Raw genomic sequence first — 19,595 nt, 5'->3', positions numbered from 1 at the left:
TATTATTTCCCCTGCTCTGCTGTGCTTGCTAATTCTGGGTTTAAAATTATTTCTACTGAGTAGAAGCCTGTCCAGCTGTATACTTTGCCGTTCAGTTCTACTTTGTGTTCAGTGCTGTCAGTCGCGCCAAGTTGGTTGCTGATCATCACTGTCACGTTTGATTTCTCTGTCGTAATTTCTACTACTGAACCGATATTGGTGTGAGCCACTACTTTGATGTCTTTCACAACACCACGTGCACTTACAGATTGCTCGAATTCTTCGTTGAAGTAACCGTGCGTTTCAACAACAGAAGCAAACAGTGTTGTTTCGCCTTTGCTGCGTAGAATGAATGCAGGCTCTGAACGTAGGTTGAAGCTTGGGTCGTTAGCGCCAGTGCGAGTAAAGATCACTTCAGCATTGTCGTTAGACGTTGCACCTAGCCAAGTGTAGTACGTGTTGTTTTGTAGCCAGCTTACAAGTGCTGTGCCCTTCACTTCACCGCTTGCCACGTTCCATAGGTGTTGGTAACCGAAATCGTCACCTAGCGTGTTCAGCTCTTTGTTTGCTTGGTATTCAAAGTTAGTGCGAACAATCTGACCTTGATATTGGTGTGAGTAGTCGTATTGATGCTCGCCTTCACCGCCTTTTACTGAATCTAAGCGGTATAGGTCTAACAATAACGGAGATTCTAATTCTTCAAGATTTAGCATGAACACGCTGCGTTGCATGTCAAAGCCTTGGTAATGATCGTTTGCAAATGCACTCATGCCGTTGATTTGCTCGTCTTCTACTTTAAAGAAGTGAGGTAAACCGTGTACTGAGTCTGCACGTTCAACATCAAAGTTGTTCTGACATTTTTCATCAATCGTAACTGCATTGTGAGCAATCGTTTGACGAGCGTAAGATTTGTTTTCGTCTAGGTAACGGCCGCCGAATTTTGGCTCAACGTTCACCCAACGACAGAAGCCATATTCACGCAGTACTTCTTGACCACGGTTGAAGAAAGAAATACCCAGCGTATCAAAGTTGCCGTGACCCATGCCGTGTTGGCCGTAGTTCATAACAAGTTGAGAAACGTCGCCTTTCTTATCCTGCATACGGATAAAGCCTTGCGCGCCGTTATGACCTTGAGGGCCTTCGTTCAACTCAACACTTGGCCAGAAAGGCATGCCGATTTCTTTCTCAGCAGAAGCCGCTTCGTAGGCTTTAGATAGCTCAAGACCACATGGATGCATCCATACCGCGTCTTGAATCTTCGCCATACCAAGAATGTTTTGGTCTACGCCGTTTTCAGAAGAGTAATGCTTGCTGTAAACACTTACTGCAACCTGAACACCCATGTCTGTGATACCCATAGTACGAGAAGCATCATTCAGAGCCGGGAACTCACCGTTCGGGTAAGCCGTCGCCAGCATGGCTTGAACGGTGTTACCAATCACGCCGCCTTTGTAGTTGTAAATATCAACTTCAGGCATATGACGGTGGATCACTTCAGCGAACACACACGTTGGGCGAATCGCGTAGCGGTGGTAGTAAGGACCTTCCATGTAGTAGCCAGAAGGTGCAAACAGCTGAGAAACTTGCGCTAGGAAGCCGCCAGTGTCGTTACGGTCAATGCCGTACACCGACATTTCAAGGTATTCACGCTTGCCAAGAGCAAGACCACAAATACCGACAGCCGCTACTGCCCAAATACCGTGATTGTGAATTCGGTCGAAGTCGTGTGCGTATTTAACCGTGAACATTTCTAACATTGGTTCGAAAATACGAGACTCAATATTGTCGCGTTGTTCTTGTGTCAAGGTTGAAGCAACACAAGAGTAAGCTAAGCTTGAGAACATTAACCAGCAGTGTTCGTTCAGGATTTGGTGGAACAAACGACCTGTAGGGTTAGTGTTTTTCTGTACGTGGTAATCAAACGTTAGGTATTTATCTGCGTATTCTTCTAGTAATTCTGTAACAAAGTCAGCGTACTTTTGCTCTTTAGTGATCAAGAACATGCGACCAGCTAGATTCATGTACGTGTAATTTTGCTTATGGCGGTTATGTTCGTAACCCCCAGCTTCACCATGACCTGGGACATCAATAGGTAAACGCATGAATGCTTCTAGATCTTTCGCGTTCGCTGCAATGGTTTTGCCCATTAAGCTAGAACGGCCCACTTCAAGATGAAGCTGCTCGATTTCTGCTTCAGTCAACAATACTGGTTTAGTCGTCATATTCTTTGTCACCCTCAATAAAGAGTTTATCTGCTTAAACTTTGATTAAATTTTCAAACTCCATATAAAGTAATACAATATGAGCTTTAATTATACCTATTCGTCGCTAAATGATGAGTAGAGTCACATAATTAGCCATAAGTCATTGATGTAGCTGGCTAATGGTAAATATTAGCCATTTATTAAGTTGTTGATTTATTTACGCTATATAAAGTATCGCTTGATCAATATCACACAAATTTAGATATATTGTATTACAATTAGGCTCATTCCCTTATGATGGATGCAAGTTAAGTAACACTTAAAAGATTTAAACAGATTAGGAGATACACAATGAACTCTTTCTTTATCCTAGATGAAAACCCATGGGAAGAACTTGGTGGCGGCATTAAGCGTAAAATCGTTGCTTACACTGACGATCTAATGGCAGTACACCTATGTTTTGATAAGGGCGCGATTGGCCACCCTCATACTCACGAAATCCATGACCAAATCGGTTACGTAGTTCGTGGTAGCTTCGAAGCTGAGATTGAAGGCGAAAAGAAAGTCCTTAAAGAAGGCGATGCTTACTTCGCTCGTAAACACATGATGCACGGTGCAGTTGCACTAGAGCAAGACAGCATCCTTCTTGATATCTTCAACCCTGCGCGTGAAGATTTCCTAAAATAATAAACAGCGCAACCTCAGTTGCTAAGGTAAGCATATGAAATCATTAAACATCGCGGTCATTGGCGAGTGCATGGTTGAGCTACAAAAGAAACAAGACGGGCTTAAGCAAAGTTTCGGTGGCGATACACTAAATACTGCACTTTACTTGTCTCGCTTAACAAAAGAGCAAGATATCAACACGAGCTACGTAACAGCGCTAGGCACTGACCCATTCAGTACCGACATGTTAGAAAAGTGGCAAGCGGAAGGTATCGACACTAGCTTAATTGCTCAGCTTGATCACAAACAACCAGGGCTTTACTACATCGAGACCGATGAAACTGGTGAACGCAGTTTCCACTACTGGCGTAATGATGCTGCAGCAAAATTCATGTTTGACCAGGAAGACACACCTGCTCTACTTGACAAGTTATTCTCTTTTGATGCGGTTTACCTAAGCGGTATTACGCTTGCTATCTTGACAGAGAATGGACGCACGCAGCTATTCAACTTCTTAGACAAATTTAAAGCGCAAGGCGGCCAAGTATTCTTCGACAATAACTTCCGTCCAAAACTTTGGGAAAGTCAACAAGAAGCGATTTCTTGGTACTTGAAGATGCTTAAGTACACTGACACGGCTCTACTGACGTTCGATGACGAGCAAGAGTTGTACGGCGACGAAAGCATTGAACAGTGTATTGCACGTACGTCTGAATCTGGTGTGAAAGAGATCATCATTAAACGTGGTGCTAAAGACTGCCTAGTAGTTGAAAGCCAAAGCGCTCAGTACGTTGCTCCAAACCCAGTAGACAACATTGTTGATACTACAGCGGCTGGCGACTCGTTCAGCGCGGGCTTCCTAGCTAAGCGCTTAAGCGGTGGCAATGCACGTGATGCAGCGTTAGCTGGTCATATTGTGGCAGGGACTGTGATTCAGCATCCAGGTGCTATCATTCCTCTAGAAGCGACGCCTGATCTGTCTCTATAATTACGCACTTTAACTATTAATCAAGGGTTTGCTTAGTTGAAAGCAAGCCCACATTTAACGTGAGAAAGAATTCATGACGACATTAAATGAACAACTAGCAAACCTAAAAGTAATTCCTGTAATCGCTATCAACCGTGCTGAAGACGCTATCCCTCTAGGTAAAGCACTTGTTGAAAACGGCATGCCATGTGCAGAAATCACGCTTCGTACAGAATGTGCAATCGAAGCGATTCGCATCATGCGTAAAGAATTCCCAGACATGCTAATTGGTTCAGGTACTGTACTGACTAACGAGCAAGTTGACGCATCTATCGAAGCTGGCGTTGATTTCATCGTAAGCCCAGGTTTCAACCCGCGCACTGTTCAATACTGTATCGATAAAGGCGTTGCAATCGTACCGGGTGTTAACAACCCAAGCCTAGTGGAACAAGCAATGGAAATGGGCCTTCGCACGTTGAAGTTCTTCCCTGCTGAGCCTTCTGGCGGTACTGGCATGCTTAAAGCACTAACAGCGGTTTACCCTGTTAAATTTATGCCTACTGGTGGTGTAAGCTTGAAGAATGTAGATGAATACCTATCGATCCCTTCTGTACTTGCGTGTGGCGGTACTTGGATGGTTCCAACTAACCTTATCGACGAAGGTAAGTGGGAAGAACTAGGCAAGCTTGTTCGTGACGCAGTTGATCACGTTAACGCTTAATCTGTTTTAGATTTAGTGATGAAGCCTCACCTCGGTGGGGCTTTTTGTTATCTGTCATTTATTGCGCTGACTAACCGTAAACACGCTCAATCAACGTTCTGTTTCCCCTATACCCTATCGCCTTTCTCCCTATGGGCTCGTAAAGATCCGTGACTAAGACAGGCAAGAACGAGTAATGTAAGGCTTTCAATCTACGTCAGTATGCATCTAGCGAAGCGTTACTGGTGCCCCCTATCGCCTATCCAGTTTCTTATCCAGCCCCTTACCCAGCAATGGTCCTTTTCGATACGTCATCAAGCATCTCTCATGGCATGCACTGAAGACCACAATAGACAAAGTGAGCCGCAAAATGTGTCCCGTCGTCCAGTTTAACGCCCACTCAGTGACAAAAATTCCAAATACGCACCTCTATGATGAATAAATAGCATAGAAAGGCTTCATGGCCGCAGATAAACAGAAAATAGCGAAGTGAAAACAATGAGCTACACTTGAAATCTCAATACAAAAATTTTCAGTATAGGGTTCCAAATTAACGTGAATGTCGTCGCACAACACACCAATTTGTAGCACATTTGTTACGGTTATAATTAAAATCTTATAGATACGGCAAAGTAAGCGCTTTTGTTTATATTGTAATACATATAAACATTTAACCCTCAATTTATTTTAGATCTCAAACAAAATGCACTCACATTTAAATTCAATTAAAACAAATACTTATATAACCACGTGTTAGAGGCCGAAAAATCAATGCGACCTAGATCATACTAAAGACATATTGTAGTACAAATAAACCTTGGGACGCGTTAATCTAAGCCCAGTTAATTATGATATTTAAAAGGCTGAAAAGATGACTATTGATACTTTTGTTGTTCTCGCCTACTTCTTCTTTTTAATCGCGATTGGTTGGATGTTCCGTAAGTTCACCACCTCTACAAGTGATTACTTCAGAGGGGGCGGCAAAATGTTGTGGTGGATGGTTGGTGCAACTGCCTTCATGACACAATTTTCAGCATGGACGTTTACAGGTGCCGCAGGACGCGCATTCAATGACGGTTTCGTTATTGTAATCCTATTCTTAGCCAATGCTTTTGGCTACTTCATGAACTATATGTACTTCGCTCCAAAGTTCCGCCAACTTCGTGTGGTAACGGCGATCGAAGCTATTCGTCAGCGCTTTGGTAAAACGTCTGAACAGTTCTTCACATGGGCAGGTATGCCGGACAGCCTTATCTCTGCAGGTATCTGGCTAAACGGTCTAGCTATCTTTGTAGCAGCGGTATTCAACATCCCAATGGAAGCTACCATTGTGGTAACGGGTATGGTTCTAGTATTGATGGCAGTAACCGGCGGCTCTTGGGCGGTTGTCGCTTCTGACTTCATGCAAATGCTTGTAATCATGGCCGTGACAATCACTTGTGCGGTAGCAGCTTACTTCCACGGTGGCGGCTTAACTAACATTGTTGCTAACTTCGACGGCGACTTCATGTTAGGTAACAACCTAAACTACATGAGCATCTTCATCCTTTGGGTTGTATTCATCTTCGTGAAGCAGTTCGGTGTAATGAACAACAGCATCAACGCATACCGTTACCTATGTGCAAAAGACAGTGAAAACGCACGTAAAGCGGCAGGCCTAGCATGTATCCTTATGGTTGTTGGTCCACTAATTTGGTTCCTACCACCTTGGTACGTTAGTGCATTCATGCCTGAGTTCGCTGAGCAATACACATCAATGGGCGACAAAGCCGGTGATGCTGCTTACCTAGCATTCGTACAAAACGTAATGCCAGCAGGTATGGTTGGTCTTCTTATGTCAGCAATGTTCGCTGCAACGATGTCTTCTATGGATTCAGGTTTGAACCGTAACGCTGGTATCTTTGTAATGAACTTCTACAGCCCGATTCTTCGTAAAAATGCGACTCAGAAAGAGCTGGTTATTGTAAGTAAGATAACGACTATCATGATGGGTATTTTCATCATTGCGATTGGTCTATTCATTAACTCTCTGCGTCACTTAAGCTTGTTCGATATCGTAATGAACGTAGGTGCGTTGATTGGCTTCCCAATGCTTATCCCTGTCCTACTAGGTATGTGGATTCGTAAGACACCTGACTGGGCTGGTTGGTCTACTCTAGTGGTTGGTGGTTTCGTTTCTTACATCTTCGGTATCTCTCTGCAAGCAGAAGACATCGAGAACCTATTTGGTCTAGAAACAGCGCTTACAGGCCGTGAATGGAGCGACTTGAAAGTAGGTCTTAGCTTAGCTGCTCACGTAGTGTTCACAGGTGGTTACTTCATCATGACTTCTCGCTTCTACAAAGGCCTATCGCCAGAGCGTGAGAAAGAAGTTGACCAACTATTCACTAACTGGAACACGCCGCTTGTAGCGGAAGGTGAAGAGCAACAAAACCTAGATACTAAACAGCGTTCAATGCTTGGTAAGCTTATCAGCACAGCAGGTTTCGGTATCCTAGCAATGGCTCTGATTCCAAACGAACCAACAGGACGCTTATTGTTCCTACTATGTGGTTCGATGGTACTAACCGTTGGTATCCTGCTGGTTAACGCATCTAAAGCTCCGGCTAAGATGAACAACGAGTCAGTTGCCAAATAGCTAAACAGCTAAATAAGCAGCTAACAAGTTAAACCAAAATGAAGCCCATGTTATTCGATAACATGGGCTTTTTGTTTGTCTTCGGTTTATCAAAATAGAATATGAAACGCATCTCGATTAATGCGCATAAAGCGTAGAAATACCTATCTCCTGCCCTCGTTTTATCTTCTTTTCCAACCTTTCCAATGGTTTGATCTCTTTCTCTGATTGTTTCTGTTACTTTGAATGACAACACAAACACAACAGACAATTACAATGAAAAAAACATCACTATTACTTGCCTCCATTGCTCTGGCACTTTCTGGTGTCGCACAAGCTGACCAGCTAGAAGACATTCAAAAATCAGGCACTTTGCGTGTGGGCACTACTGGCGACTACAAGCCTTTCTCTTACTTCGATGGTAAAAGCTACTCTGGCTACGATATCGATGTTGCACAGCACATCGCGGAACAATTAGGCGTTGAATTGAAGATTGTTCGTACCACATGGAAAGCTCTACTGACCGACCTAGACGACGATAAGTACGACATCGCGATGGGCGGCATTACGCGTAAAATGCAGCGTCAGTTAAACGCGGAACAAACTCAAGGCTACATGACCTTTGGTAAGTGTTTCTTGGTTGCGAAAGGCACCGCAGAACAGTACGACAGCATTGAGAAAGTGAACCTTTCTTCTGTTCGTGTGGGAGTGAACATTGGCGGTACTAACGAGATCTTTGCCGACGCGAACTTGCAGAACGCAAGCTTCACACGCTACGAGAACAACCTCGACGTACCGAAAGCAGTAGCAGAAGGCAAAGTTGATGTGATGGTGACAGAAACCCCTGAAGGTCTGTTCTATCAGGTAACTGACGAACGTCTTGAAGCGGCCCGCTGCGAAACCCCGTTCACCAACAGTCAGTTCGGCTACCTGATTCCTAAAGGTGAACAACGTTTGTTGAACACGGTGAACTTCATTATGGATGAGATGAAATTGAAAGGTGTTGAAGAAGAGTTCCTGATCCACAACTCCCTTAAGTAACTCTTTTCAATTTATACCGTACAAAAAAGAGGCCAGCAATGCTGGCCTCTTTCGTTATGGTTCAATGGTTCGCTTTAACCGTGAGTTATCACATTCTGCTGTACCAATGCATCCAGAATGTCCGAAGGCATGGTGCTACTTAAGGTTAGCTGTGGCGCAAGGTCTTCAACCACAATCACCTGTTCCGTAGTACCTAAGCCATCCGGGTTGATCGTAAGCTCAATATCATCCCCGTCCACTTTCGCGTCTATTTGTTGTAGCAACGCGGTCATGTCTGGAGATGTATTTTTAAGCTCCGGCAACACTTCTCTCAAGTCAATGCTGTCCCCTTCCGACAAATCAAAGTCGGTAATCGTATCTTCAACACCATCTTCGATGTTAAGCCATACGAACGAGTCCATACCATCACCACCAGTCAGAATGTCTGAGCCTCCGCCGCCAATCAGGGTGTCGTTACCGTCACCGCCAACAAGCGTATCGTCACCTGCGCCACCTTCAAGTCGATCATTCCCTGAACCACCCGTTAAGTCAGTCGCATTAGCACCAGCCAGTAACTGAACATCATCGGTTTCCGAAGCCAAGTTAATATCAACTGCGTTAGACACAATGTTCAAGTTAAGGTCAATCGATGCAGAGGTTGCTGTATCGTTGTTGTCAGTCTCTTCAGAAACCGCCTCGACTTTCAGTGTGTAGTTACCTGGAGTTTGAGAAAGCCCAACCGCTTGCAAGCTTTCAATTGCATCTGCCGTTGCTACCCAAACACCACCGCCAAGATCCGTCACAGAACCCGCAGCACTGGTGATTTGAGCGCCAGCAGGTACATCACTGATATGCAGCGTTAGCTCTTCTGTAATGTCCGTTAAGGCTGCGATAATCCCAACTAAAGGAATGCCACTCGCACTCACAGACTGACTCGCAGTAATGTTTCTCACGTAGTTAGTCGCACTATCGATAGACAGGGTTGGTGCATTCGCCACTGGCGTCACCGCGATGTTGTAAACCACAGGTGCTGTCTCTATCGCAATACCTGAAGGGTTGCCGCTGTCTTTGGCAACAACTTCTAATCCAATGCTATTGGTTGGAGACAGGCTCGCATCAAGGAAAACACCATTTGGACTGGTTGGCGTATCAATCAACGCATTCAGGTCACTCAATGTCCCCACTAAGATGACTGAACCCGTGTTGTTGCCGTTAACAACAACCGTCGTCACTGCTGGAAGTGATACATTCAATGTACCGTAATCCACCGTCAGCGTGACGGTCATCAGATCATCAGAAAATGTATCTACATAATCAGGGTCACTGACATTGATACCACTCAACAGTTGACCAGCATCCTCGTCAATAACCGTAGTGACACTGTCACCATTAACGACCGGTGTATCGTTCACTCCATCGACAATCGCGGTGATCTCCGCTGTATCCGTTAGGAAGTCATTAGCGCCGTTGGTTGTACCATCATCCTCTACGGTATAGGTAAACTTAACGTTGCCGTTGTATTCATCAGCTGCCGTAAATACCCAGTATGGGCCAGTGATCGTAGCATCATCAGCACCACCTACGTTCTCGAAGCGTTGTAGTTGACCTTGGCCTTCATCGAGCGCCAGATTAGTCACGGTAATCGTGTCGTTTTCCGGATCGCTCGTCGCAGCAATTAAATCGCCCTCTTTGATGATCAACTGACCTTCTTCAAGGATGTTGCCTAAGTCGATGTCCGTTGCTACAGGAGCGTCATTCACTTCCGTTACTTCAAGACTAATTTCAGCACTGTCGGTTAGGAAGTCATCCGCGCCATTAGTTGTACCGTCATCAGTAATTGAGTAATTGAATTTAACGTCACCGTTAAAGTCGTTGTCCGCTACAAATAGCCAGAATGGTCCGGTAATCGCCGCGTCATCGGCGCCACCTGCATTTTCAAAGCGGGTTAGTTGGCCTTGTCCCTGAGTCAGAGTTACACCAGTTACTGTTAAGTTGTGGTTTTCTGGGTCAGAGCTTGCTGCAATTAAATCCCCTTCAACAATGACGATTTGACCATCTTCTGCAATCGAACCTAAATCAACGTCTGTCGCGACAGGTGCATCATTCACTTCCGTTACGATGAGGCTAATTTCAGCGCTATCGGTCAAGAAATCATCCACACCATTGGTTGTGCCATCATCGATAATGGAATAGTTGAATTTCACATCACCGTTGAAATCATTATCTGCAACGAACAGCCAGAATGGTCCGGTAATCGCCGCGTTATCGGCGCCACCTGCGTTTTCAAAGCGCGTTAATTGGCCTTGTCCTTGAGTCAGGGTTACACCCGTAACCGTCAGGTTATGGTTTTCAATGTCAGAACTTACTGAAATCAAGTCTCCTTCCACAATCACTATTTGACCATCTTCAGCAATCGAACCTAAATCAACATCAGTTGCCACAGGAGCGTCATTCACTTCCGTTACTTTAATGGTGAAAGTAGTTTGGTTGGTCTGTGCTGTATTCGGATCACCCGCATCAATCAAGCCATTATTACCGCCGTCATCGAGTGTTGCATTAATCGTGACTAAACCACTCTGGTTGAGATAGTTCTGGTCTGAGTCTGGTTTGAAAGTCACGGCTCCATTAGTCAATGCGGTATTGATGTCGGCTTCTTTACCGGTAATCACCAATGAGCCACCAGGTTGCAATACAAACGTCACGTCAGGTGAGCTCGTAAACTCAAACACACCTTGCGCTCCCGGAAGTGTTTGATCGACTTGCAACGTAAGAACATACGGAGCGTCTGGATTATCAAAGTTAGCATCAACGTCGTAGATACTAAAGTTGTCGATAGCAACACTAATGTCTTCCGATGTTTCAATATTCGTTACGTTCACAAAGATCGGTTGATCGTTAATAGGATCAATCACCAGATCAACATCGAAGCTGGTTGGCGTCCCCAAATATTCGGTGTTATCAGCGTCAGTATCCACAGAGCGAACGGTAATCTGCAGCGGGCCATTAATGCCTAATACATTACCCGTATCGCTATTGTGTTCACCTGAATTGAATACGATCTTATCGAGCGACTGTGCAGGAACATCAAGTGTCCAAAGCTGCGTAACTGGATCATAACTAGCCAAGGTTGTGCCGTCTGGATAATAGATAGAGGCATCTTGAGGAACGCCCGCAACTTCTACTCGAAGTGTCTCTGGTGCATTCTCGGTATAAGTGCCGTTGCCCGTTGCAGATAGCTCTTTATCCAAAATCGTCGCATTGATTTCGATATCAATGTTTTGACCTTCGTTACCTGTCACAGAATCTGTTGGATTAGTATCAACATCATCACCCACAGGTACCACATGCAGCTTAAAGCTTGGCAGATTTGATGCTGCAGTAGGCACACCCAACAAAGATTCTTGAGTAAATACGGCAACACCAAATTCAGCCGTACCACTGAAGTCCTTAGGCGGTAAAATCGAAATCTCACTCAAGTCGAACGATAACCCTGATGCTTGAGGTAGTTGAACACTCCACTCACCACCACCATTATTCTTCACCGTGTATGCCGAACCAGCATCTGCACGCATCTGGAAGCCATCAGGTACATCTGTAAACTTAATCGACACAAACTGTTCTGAGCCATCAAGGTCAGTCAGTGCAATCGATACAGGCCCTGTGCCCGACAAAGAAATCAGCTGGTCCTCAGTACCCGTAATCTCGATAACATCAGGATCGCTACCCGGGCCAGTGACAGACACGTCATCCACCACAGGAACGACTTCAAAACTGACATTGGTAGAGAAAGTATCGGTATCAGTCGCGCTGCCAGTTGGCGAAGCTGCATCATTGTATGTAGCAGTATCGGTAATCGTCCCGCTGACATTCACTTGCACCTGATTTACGTCATTATCTGTTGGGTAATTTAACGCCGGTCGGAATAGTACATTATCCAACGCGCCTGCATTAATCTCAGCTTCATTAAAGGTCACCGATGTGCCAAGCGATACCCCCGCGCTGGTATAGAAAGCCCCAACACTCGTGTCATTTAACGTCAGTGTGATAGAGGTGAATTTTTCGTCACCACCTTCAACTCCGCTTACTTGGTCATCAATGGTCGAGCTGAAATCAAGTTGGATATAGGTATCTTCGTAGCCGACTGGATCTTGCCCTGCTTGACCGTCGGTATCGACAGGGTTAAACGAATCGTCAAGCGAACCAACGACAGTAACGTCAATATCTGGGTTACCTTCAACATCAGGAGCAACTTTAATGACTACTTCTGTCACTAGAGTTTTCTCATCCCCCGACAATACGTCTTTAGTTACTATCGTCAACGGCAACCTAAAGTCGCCGGAGTAGTCGGCTGGTAAGTTAAGCAGTAGTCCAGAGAGGTCGGTCGAGACCCCTTGATCGACGGTAGTCTGGAATACATATTTGCCATTAACAAAGTCTAGGTCGCTGCTTCCCGATAAACTAATTGGGAAGGTGACTTCGTTCACCGCTCCTGGATTAATGGTCACACTGTCATCAATAATGATGGTCACTTGATCAGTTGAGTCATCTTCGCCCGAGAAAGTAATTAAACCATTCAATGCCGTACCTAGATCTAACTGGGTGTCCTCAATCGCATCAACAACACTGTCTGGTGTTATATCAATATCGGCTGCAACCTTAGTACTCCCAGCCACCACTTGAGGGAATGACAGAGTGACTTCTCCGTCCCTACGAGCGGCCGTAGATGACTCAACCTCAGCACCATCACCTCGGTCTATTACCGTGCTAAAGATATCCATCTTGATGTCATTGAACCCTCCTGCCCCGCTGTTTCCTGAAGGAAGAACAAGGCCGTTCGATGCACTGATGCTAAATATGTCTTCATTCGTTACAACCCAGCGCCCATTGCCTTCATAAGCAGCGCCAATAACGAGCAGTTGATTGAGTACAGCATCTGATAGCTCCGAACCGTCCACGTTTGTTAATTCAATAACTAACTGGTCAACTTCTTCGATAGCGGACGAAGCATCTGTTTCTTGATATCGAATGACGAACTCATCCGTAACCGATGTATTATCGCTGTTGGTTGTGAACTTAAGCACGCCAGTGTTTGCATCAGCAACTACGGTTGCTAGTGCTCCAGTACCCAGCACATCATCGACGATAAGCTTGTTGCTAGCGTCTTTCGGCTCAACGACTGGACGTACGATAACATCAATCGAGCCCGTGATTGTCGCGGTAGCGATGCCCTGACCAGGATCAGTCGCATCAACATACTCATGATCTCGCTCTTCGATCATGACAACCGTATTAAGCGTAAAGTCGGTGCTCGAGTCTTGTTCAGGTGTGATCTGAATAAAATTATTGTTCAGTGCAATTTGAGTAAACTCTTCTGCCGTCTGTCCACTCTTCGGCGTAATGGTTAAAGTGCCTGCTGAAGCATCGTAAACCCAAGTTACATCGCCATTAACCACAACACTTTCAACATCTGTCGGAATGGCACTGATCACAATAGAAGTGAAATGCTCATCATCATCAATATAATCAGTACCCTCTGGGTGCCAATCAATACTGATCGCCGTATCTTCATCGCCATTAGTGACTGTGCTGTACGTCGCTGAGGTATCGATTCTAGGTTCGACTAACACTCGCACTTCTTGGTCAAACGTAAGCGTATGACCGTCATTCTCAGTCACGATCACTTTACCCTGAATGTGAATGTTCTCTGTTGAAGAATCGACAGGTCTGATGCGGATTCCTGAGGTTTTACCTGCGTCAGTGATGTTCGCTTCGTAGATAGGTTTAGAAAGATCGGGGCTACCACCCGGACCGGTTTCGTAACCGACAAAGTTAAGGTCAATAACGGTACCGTCACCGTCTTCCAGAATAACGCCATCAGGAATACCCGAGAGGATAACGGTTATGGATTCTGAACCATCGTCAGGTAATGGGGTTTGATCTACTGCTGCAGGATCAGGTCTTCTCTCTCCCGACAACACGGTGAAATCAAGCTCGGCGTAGCTGTCTCCATTCTGGCTCTCTTGGATCGTGGTTTGAACACCAGGTGTTGTGCCATCGGTGATTGCTGTCCAAGCCGTACCGTTTGTACCTCCATAAGGAATATCTGCAACCCCTTTAACCTCAACGTTAACCGTTTTAGTTCCTAGGATTTCTTCATCAACTTGTGCACCAGTAGAGAGGTTCGCAGTGTCTTTAACCACACCGGTTACATCAAAAGTAAAATCGACATTGCTGTGTTTAGTCGGAACAATCTCTACGTTGGCGAGATCGGAATACGCCACTTCCTGATAATCAATACCGTTAATAGTGATTGTAGGAACTGGGGTCGTAGTTCCAAGGAAATAAAGCACCGCCCCTTCGGTAATATTACTGATACGAACAAATAGCTCTTCTGAACCATCAGTGTCCACTGAACCGTTCATTGTGATGACTTCGTCTAGCATGAAGGCATCTTTGTTGTCCAGAGGACCTAGGTAGTCTGGGTCATCAATATTGTCTTCGTTAATACGAATCCGGTTAACACTGAACGACCCAGGGTCCGCATCGGCAGTCACATCAATGATAATGTTTTGCTCAACAGAGCGAGCGGTCGTTTTGTCTAACCCGCCGTTCGCTGAATCATCGTATGGGTTAAGCGTCTCTTCCGTAATTGCCGTCGCTTTGAACTCAATTTGTCCAGAGAAGTTGTCGATTGGGTTAACGACTGTGCTATTAATATCAGCAGATGCGATGATATAAACACCATTAACAGGCGTTAACACATTGCCATTTTGATCAAGTAACTCAAACTTCCCATCACCCTGAATCGCTTCAAGTTCATAGGTAATCGTCTCAGTATTGCTGTTATCTTGCGATTCAGCATTCAGCTGCAACGTAACATTGTCTTCATCTTCATTCACTTGATACTGATAAGTACTGTTGGCGTCATCCCACGTTGCAATATCCGCTACCGCTTCAATCTCGATTCTGAAGTTTGAGTTAACGGTGTGATCCGTATTGCCATTTTTCTCAATTTCTAGCTCATAACGAACGCGCCCACCAGTTTCATCCGAACTAGCGTGTTGGTCCGGAACAAAGAACAAGTTGTCTATCGTCGCAATAGTTTGTCTTGGCTCATTCGGATTTGGAGCAAAGCTTTGTTCGAGTTGAGGAGGACCAAATATAATGCTCCCATTTGACTCAGGCACTAATTCAATGTAGTCAGCACCATCAAAGTAATAAAAAGTACCTTGATGACTATCACCTCCGTTCGGGCTTTTAATCGTCAACTGGCCAATAGATTCAGCGTTATCTTGGTCATACAGACTAACTTGCAGCGCAACTTGAGCTGGCGCATTAGGCAAACCATTTTGGTTATCTTGAATATTCTCAAGAGCCGGCTCATCGCCTGTTGCATAAGGTATGGTTGAGTCTCTACCCGCATCCTCGAAGGTCGTCACTTTCAGAGCGATTCTTGTAGAGTCCCTATCAGTAATCGTTATATCTAACGGTGTTTCAGAGGTATCTAAATCGCCATCCGTCGCAATCACATTAATCGAAAAATCGATGGTGTCTAGGCCGTCATGATCGAGATAGCCGTTAGCTCTAAATTCAACCTCGCCATTTGAGTTGATACGCAAACGCCCTAGCTCACGGGTGTCCACGCCACCACTACCATCGTCGGTTTGTTCGTACACTCGTACTTGTTGACTACCGCTATTTAAATCGAAACTGCTGCTGTACGGCCCGCTGTTTCCTGTACGGAAAACAATATCTGCACCATTACTGGTAATGCCCTCAATTCGACTCAGTACCGCGCCATCCGCGCCGACATCCGTCGCATTAGCAAACATGTCAACTTTGGAATTACCATAGCCCTGGCCTTCAATTCGTGTGATCGATTGAGTTGTCACCAATGGAACATCATCAGTCACCGTGATTTTCAAATCGATCGCGTTTGATTGGTCTTGATCAAAATCTTCTGCAACAACAGAAAAGTTAAGGTCAATTGCGTTTTCATTCGCGCCATCAGGGTGCTTAAGTGGTTTAAACAATTCAAACTGATAGCTGTTATCCGAGGTATCGAAAATAATCTCAAACACAGCTTCATTACTCGTTGCAGTTTGAGCAACGTAAGTAAATGTTGTGCCGCTTTGTGAAACAGCAAGCCACTCTAAACTTTCTCCGTTGGAGGTTAAGCCAGTCAGAACCAAATCTTCATCAACCAGTTCATACTTCACAACACCATCCGCGCCTTCATCGACAGTGAACAGGCCATTAATAATGGTGTCTTCAGATTGATCGGAACCAATACCAGTAAGATCGTCTTCATCGACAACCGTTTCACCCGTCGGCGCACTCATTACTGGCGCATCGTCTAGCACCTCGATTGGCAATACATATTGGTTAGAATCATCGCCATCACCATCAACAGCAACAACATCAAACGGTATTGTTAGTGTATCGAGGTTGCTCGGTGTCGTGGCGTGATTGAGAGGTCCAAGCAAGGTAAACGTGTAAGCACCATCATCAGTCAGCACTAATGTGAAAATTGGCGTTCCGCCTGGGTCAGTTGCACCTTGGTAGGTGGTCGTGTTAGCAGCACCTGTGATCTCGGTGATCTTAATACCTTCATTGCCAGACGATAGCGTCGCTTCTAGAGTTGAGATATTGCGTAGTTCGTAAACCTCAACTTTGTCTGCACCTTCAGTCGTAACAAATGCACCTGTCGCCTGAGCGACAACAGAGCCTAAATCTTCTTCATCAACGACAAATGTACTCGCAACCGTCGTATCAGTGATCGTTGGCGCATCATCGAGCACCTCAATTGGCAATACATATTGGTTAGAATCATCGCCATCACCATCAACAGCAACAACATCAAACGGTATTGTTAATGTATCGAGGTTATTTGGTGTCGTAGCGTGATTGAGAGGGCCAAGCAAGGTAAAGGTATAAGCACCGTCATCAGTCAGTACTAGTGTAAAAATTGGCGTTCCACCTGGGTCCGTTGCCCCTTGGTAGGTAGTCGTATTAGCGGCACCTGTGATCTCAGTGATCTTAATACCTTCATTGCCCGACGATAGCGTCGCTTCCAGCGTTGAGATATTGCGTAGTTCGTAAACCTCTACTTGGTCTGCACCTTCAGTGGTAACAAACGAGCCTGTCGCCTGAGCGACAATAGAGCCTAAATCGCCTTCATCAACGGCAAACGTACTCGCAACCGTCGTATCAGTGATGGTTGGCACATCATCCATCACCGTGATCTTCAGATCGATCGCATTCGATTTATCTTGGTCGAAATCTTCAGCTACAACAGAGAAGTTAAGGTTAATCGCGTTTTCACCCGCGCCATCAAGGTGCTTAAGTGGTTTAAACAATTCGAATTTATAGCTGTTATCTGAGGTATCGAAGATAATTTCGAATACCGCTTCACTACTCGCTGCTGTTTGAGCAACGTAAGTAAATGTTGTGCCGCTTTGTGACACAGCTTGCCACTCTAAGCTTTCTCCATCGGAGGTTAAGCCAGTAAGAACCAAAGTTTCATTAACCAACTCATACTTCACAACGCCATCGGCACCTTCATCAATCGTAAATAGTCCATTAATAATGGTGTCTTCAGATTGATCTGAACCAATACTAGTAAGATCGTCTTCATCGACAACCGCTTCACCCGTTGGCGCCGTCATTACTGGCGTGTCATCGAGCACCTCGATTGGCAATACATATTGGTTAGAATCATCGCCATCACCATCAACGGCAACGACATCGAATGGAATCGTTAAGGTATTGGAGTTCGGGCTTGTTGGATGGTTCAGAGGACCTAACAACGTAAACGTATAAGAGCCATCATTCGCTAGCGCGAGCGTGAAGATAGGAGTCCCGCTTGTCGTCGTACCTTGATAGGTCGTTGTGTTAGCCGCCCCTGTGATTTCTGTAATAGAAATCGCTTCAGTTCCAGAGGTCAATGTCGCTTCAAGCGCTGAGACATTACGCAGTTCGTAAACCTCTACTTGGTCTGCACCTTCAGTGGTAACAAACGAGCCTGTCGCCTGAGCGACAACAGAGCCTAAATCGTCTTCATCAACGACAAACGTACTAGCAATAGTCGTATCAGTGATGGTTGGCACATCATCCGTCACCGTGATCTTCAAATCGATCGCATTCGATTTATCTTGGTCGAAGTCTTCAGCTACAACAGAGAAGTTAAGGTTAATCGCGTTTTCACCCGCGCCATCAAGGTGCTTAAGTGGTTTAAACAATTCGAATTGATAGCTGTTATCTGAGGTATCGAAAATAATTTCGAACACTGCTTCATTACTCGTTGCTGTTTGAGCAACGTAAGTAAATGTTGTGCCGCTTTGTGAAACAGCTTGCCACTCTAAACTTTCTCCATCAGAGGTTAAGCCAGTCAGAACCAAATCTTCATCGACCAACTCATACTTCACAACACCATCGGCGCCTTCATCGACCGTGAACAGTCCGTTGATAATTGTGTCTTCAGATTGATCTGAACCAATGCCAGTAAGATCGTCTTCATCGACAACGGTTTCACCGGTCGGCGCCGTCATAACAGGCACATCATCGAGCACCTCGATTGGCAATACATACTGATTAGAATCATCGCCATCACCATCAACGGCAACGACATCGAATGGAATCGTTAAGGTATTGGAGTTCGGGCTTGTTGGATGGTTCAGAGGACCTAACAATGTAAAGGTATAGGAGCCATCATCACCTAATGCCAACGTGAAGATTGGCGTTCCACTTGTCGTCGTACCTTGATAGGTCGTTGTGTTAGCAGCACCTGTGATTTCTGTAATAGAAATCGCTTCAGTTCCAGAGGTCAATGTCGCTTCAAGCGCTGAGACATTACGCAGTTCGTAAACCTCAACTTGGTCGGCACCTTCAGTCGTAACAAATGCACCTGTCGCCTGAGCGACAACAGAGCCTAAATCGTCTTCATCAACGACAAACGTACTCGCAACCGTCGTATCAGTGATGGTTGGCGCATCATCGAGCACCTCAATTGGCAATACATATTGGTTAGAATCATCGCCGTCACCATCAACGGCCACAACATCAAACGGTATTGTTAATGTATCGAGGTTATTTGGTGTCGTAGCGTGATTGAGAGGGCCAAGTAAAGTAAACGTATAAGCACCGTCATCAGTCAGCACTAATGTAAAAATTGGCGTTCCGCCTGGGTCCGTTGCGCCTTGGTAGGTGGTCGTGTTAGCCGCACCTGTGATCTCAGTGATCTTAATACCTTCATTGCCCGACGATAGCGTCGATTCCAGAGTCGAGATATTACGTAGTTCGTAAGCCTCTACTTGGTCTGCACCTTCCGTGGTAACAAACGAGCCTGCCGCCTGAGCGATAACAGAGCCTAAATCGCCTTCATCAACGACAAACGTACTCGCAACCGTCGTATCAGTGATGGTTGGCACATCATCGAGCACC

The 19,595-nt window shown here is 45.3% G+C and carries 7 protein-coding genes and 2 pseudogenes; 5 read left to right on the top strand and 4 right to left on the bottom strand.

The genetic code is table 11. The annotated features are described in order from the left end of the window. Positions 1–2 precede the first annotated feature (2 nt). Positions 3–2,201 carry a heparinase II/III family protein gene (locus AB4351_RS04445; protein ID WP_372125171.1) on the bottom strand — a complete coding sequence of 733 codons (2,199 nt, stop codon included), beginning with the start codon at positions 2,199–2,201 and terminating at the stop codon, positions 3–5. Between the two features lie 333 nt (positions 2,202–2,534). On the opposite strand from AB4351_RS04445, the gene AB4351_RS04440 reads away from it, so the two are divergent. The 5 genes from AB4351_RS04440 to AB4351_RS04420 all read left to right on the top strand — a co-directional run bounded on the left by AB4351_RS04440 (position 2,535) and on the right by AB4351_RS04420 (position 8,174). Beyond that, entirely contained in the window at positions 2,535–2,870 is a 336-nt protein-coding gene (locus tag AB4351_RS04440) for a cupin domain-containing protein (protein WP_009846518.1), read from the top strand. A 34-nt stretch (positions 2,871–2,904) separates the two neighbouring features. Beyond that, entirely contained in the window at positions 2,905–3,837 is a 933-nt protein-coding gene (locus tag AB4351_RS04435) for a sugar kinase (protein ID WP_017061485.1), read from the top strand. A gap of 73 nt (positions 3,838–3,910) precedes the next feature. Further along, positions 3,911–4,537 (top strand): bifunctional 4-hydroxy-2-oxoglutarate aldolase/2-dehydro-3-deoxy-phosphogluconate aldolase, encoded by a 627-nt coding sequence (locus tag AB4351_RS04430; protein WP_017061486.1) that lies wholly within the window; start codon positions 3,911–3,913, stop codon positions 4,535–4,537. 850 nt (positions 4,538–5,387) lie between these two features. Then, positions 5,388–7,154 carry a sodium:solute symporter family protein gene (locus AB4351_RS04425; RefSeq protein ID WP_017061487.1) on the top strand — a complete coding sequence of 589 codons (1,767 nt, stop codon included), beginning with the start codon at positions 5,388–5,390 and terminating at the stop codon, positions 7,152–7,154. 255 nt (positions 7,155–7,409) lie between these two features. After that, positions 7,410–8,174, top strand: coding sequence for a transporter substrate-binding domain-containing protein (locus tag AB4351_RS04420; protein WP_029235150.1), 765 nt, complete (start codon positions 7,410–7,412; stop codon positions 8,172–8,174). A 74-nt stretch (positions 8,175–8,248) separates the two neighbouring features. Here the strand turns inward: AB4351_RS04420 and AB4351_RS04415 are convergent, their stop codons facing one another. From AB4351_RS04415 to AB4351_RS22260, 3 genes and pseudogenes are all read right to left on the bottom strand, one after another. Further along, on the bottom strand, positions 8,249–17,314 hold the full coding sequence (locus AB4351_RS04415; protein ID WP_408063692.1) for a cadherin-like domain-containing protein: 9,066 nt from the start codon (positions 17,312–17,314) through the stop codon (positions 8,249–8,251). Positions 17,315–17,320: 6 nt separating this feature from the next. Next, positions 17,321–18,166 (bottom strand): annotated as a pseudogene (locus tag AB4351_RS22265) (hypothetical protein); the annotation flags it as partial. Between the two features lie 69 nt (positions 18,167–18,235). After that, a pseudogene (locus tag AB4351_RS22260) lies at positions 18,236–19,582 on the bottom strand (hypothetical protein); the annotation flags it as partial. Between the last annotated feature and the right edge of the window lie 13 nt (positions 19,583–19,595).

The sequence above is a fragment of the Vibrio sp. 10N.261.51.F11 genome (assembly GCF_041471665.1).
Classification (GTDB): Bacteria; Pseudomonadota; Gammaproteobacteria; order Enterobacterales; family Vibrionaceae; genus Vibrio; species Vibrio crassostreae_C.
This window is presented reverse-complemented; position numbering and strand designations above follow the sequence as displayed.

Bases quoted from the DNA above. Each gene is read 5' to 3' on its own strand.
- AB4351_RS04445 (WP_372125171.1), bottom strand. From the start codon at position 2,201: ATGACGACTAAACCAGTATTGTTGACTGAAGCAGAAATCGAGCAGCTT.
- AB4351_RS04440 (WP_009846518.1), top strand. From the start codon at position 2,535: ATGAACTCTTTCTTTATCCTAGATGAAAACCCATGGGAAGAACTTGGT.
- AB4351_RS04420 (WP_029235150.1), top strand. From the start codon at position 7,410: ATGAAAAAAACATCACTATTACTTGCCTCCATTGCTCTGGCACTTTCT.
- AB4351_RS04430 (WP_017061486.1), top strand. From the start codon at position 3,911: ATGACGACATTAAATGAACAACTAGCAAACCTAAAAGTAATTCCTGTA.
- AB4351_RS04435 (WP_017061485.1), top strand. From the start codon at position 2,905: ATGAAATCATTAAACATCGCGGTCATTGGCGAGTGCATGGTTGAGCTA.
- AB4351_RS04425 (WP_017061487.1), top strand. From the start codon at position 5,388: ATGACTATTGATACTTTTGTTGTTCTCGCCTACTTCTTCTTTTTAATC.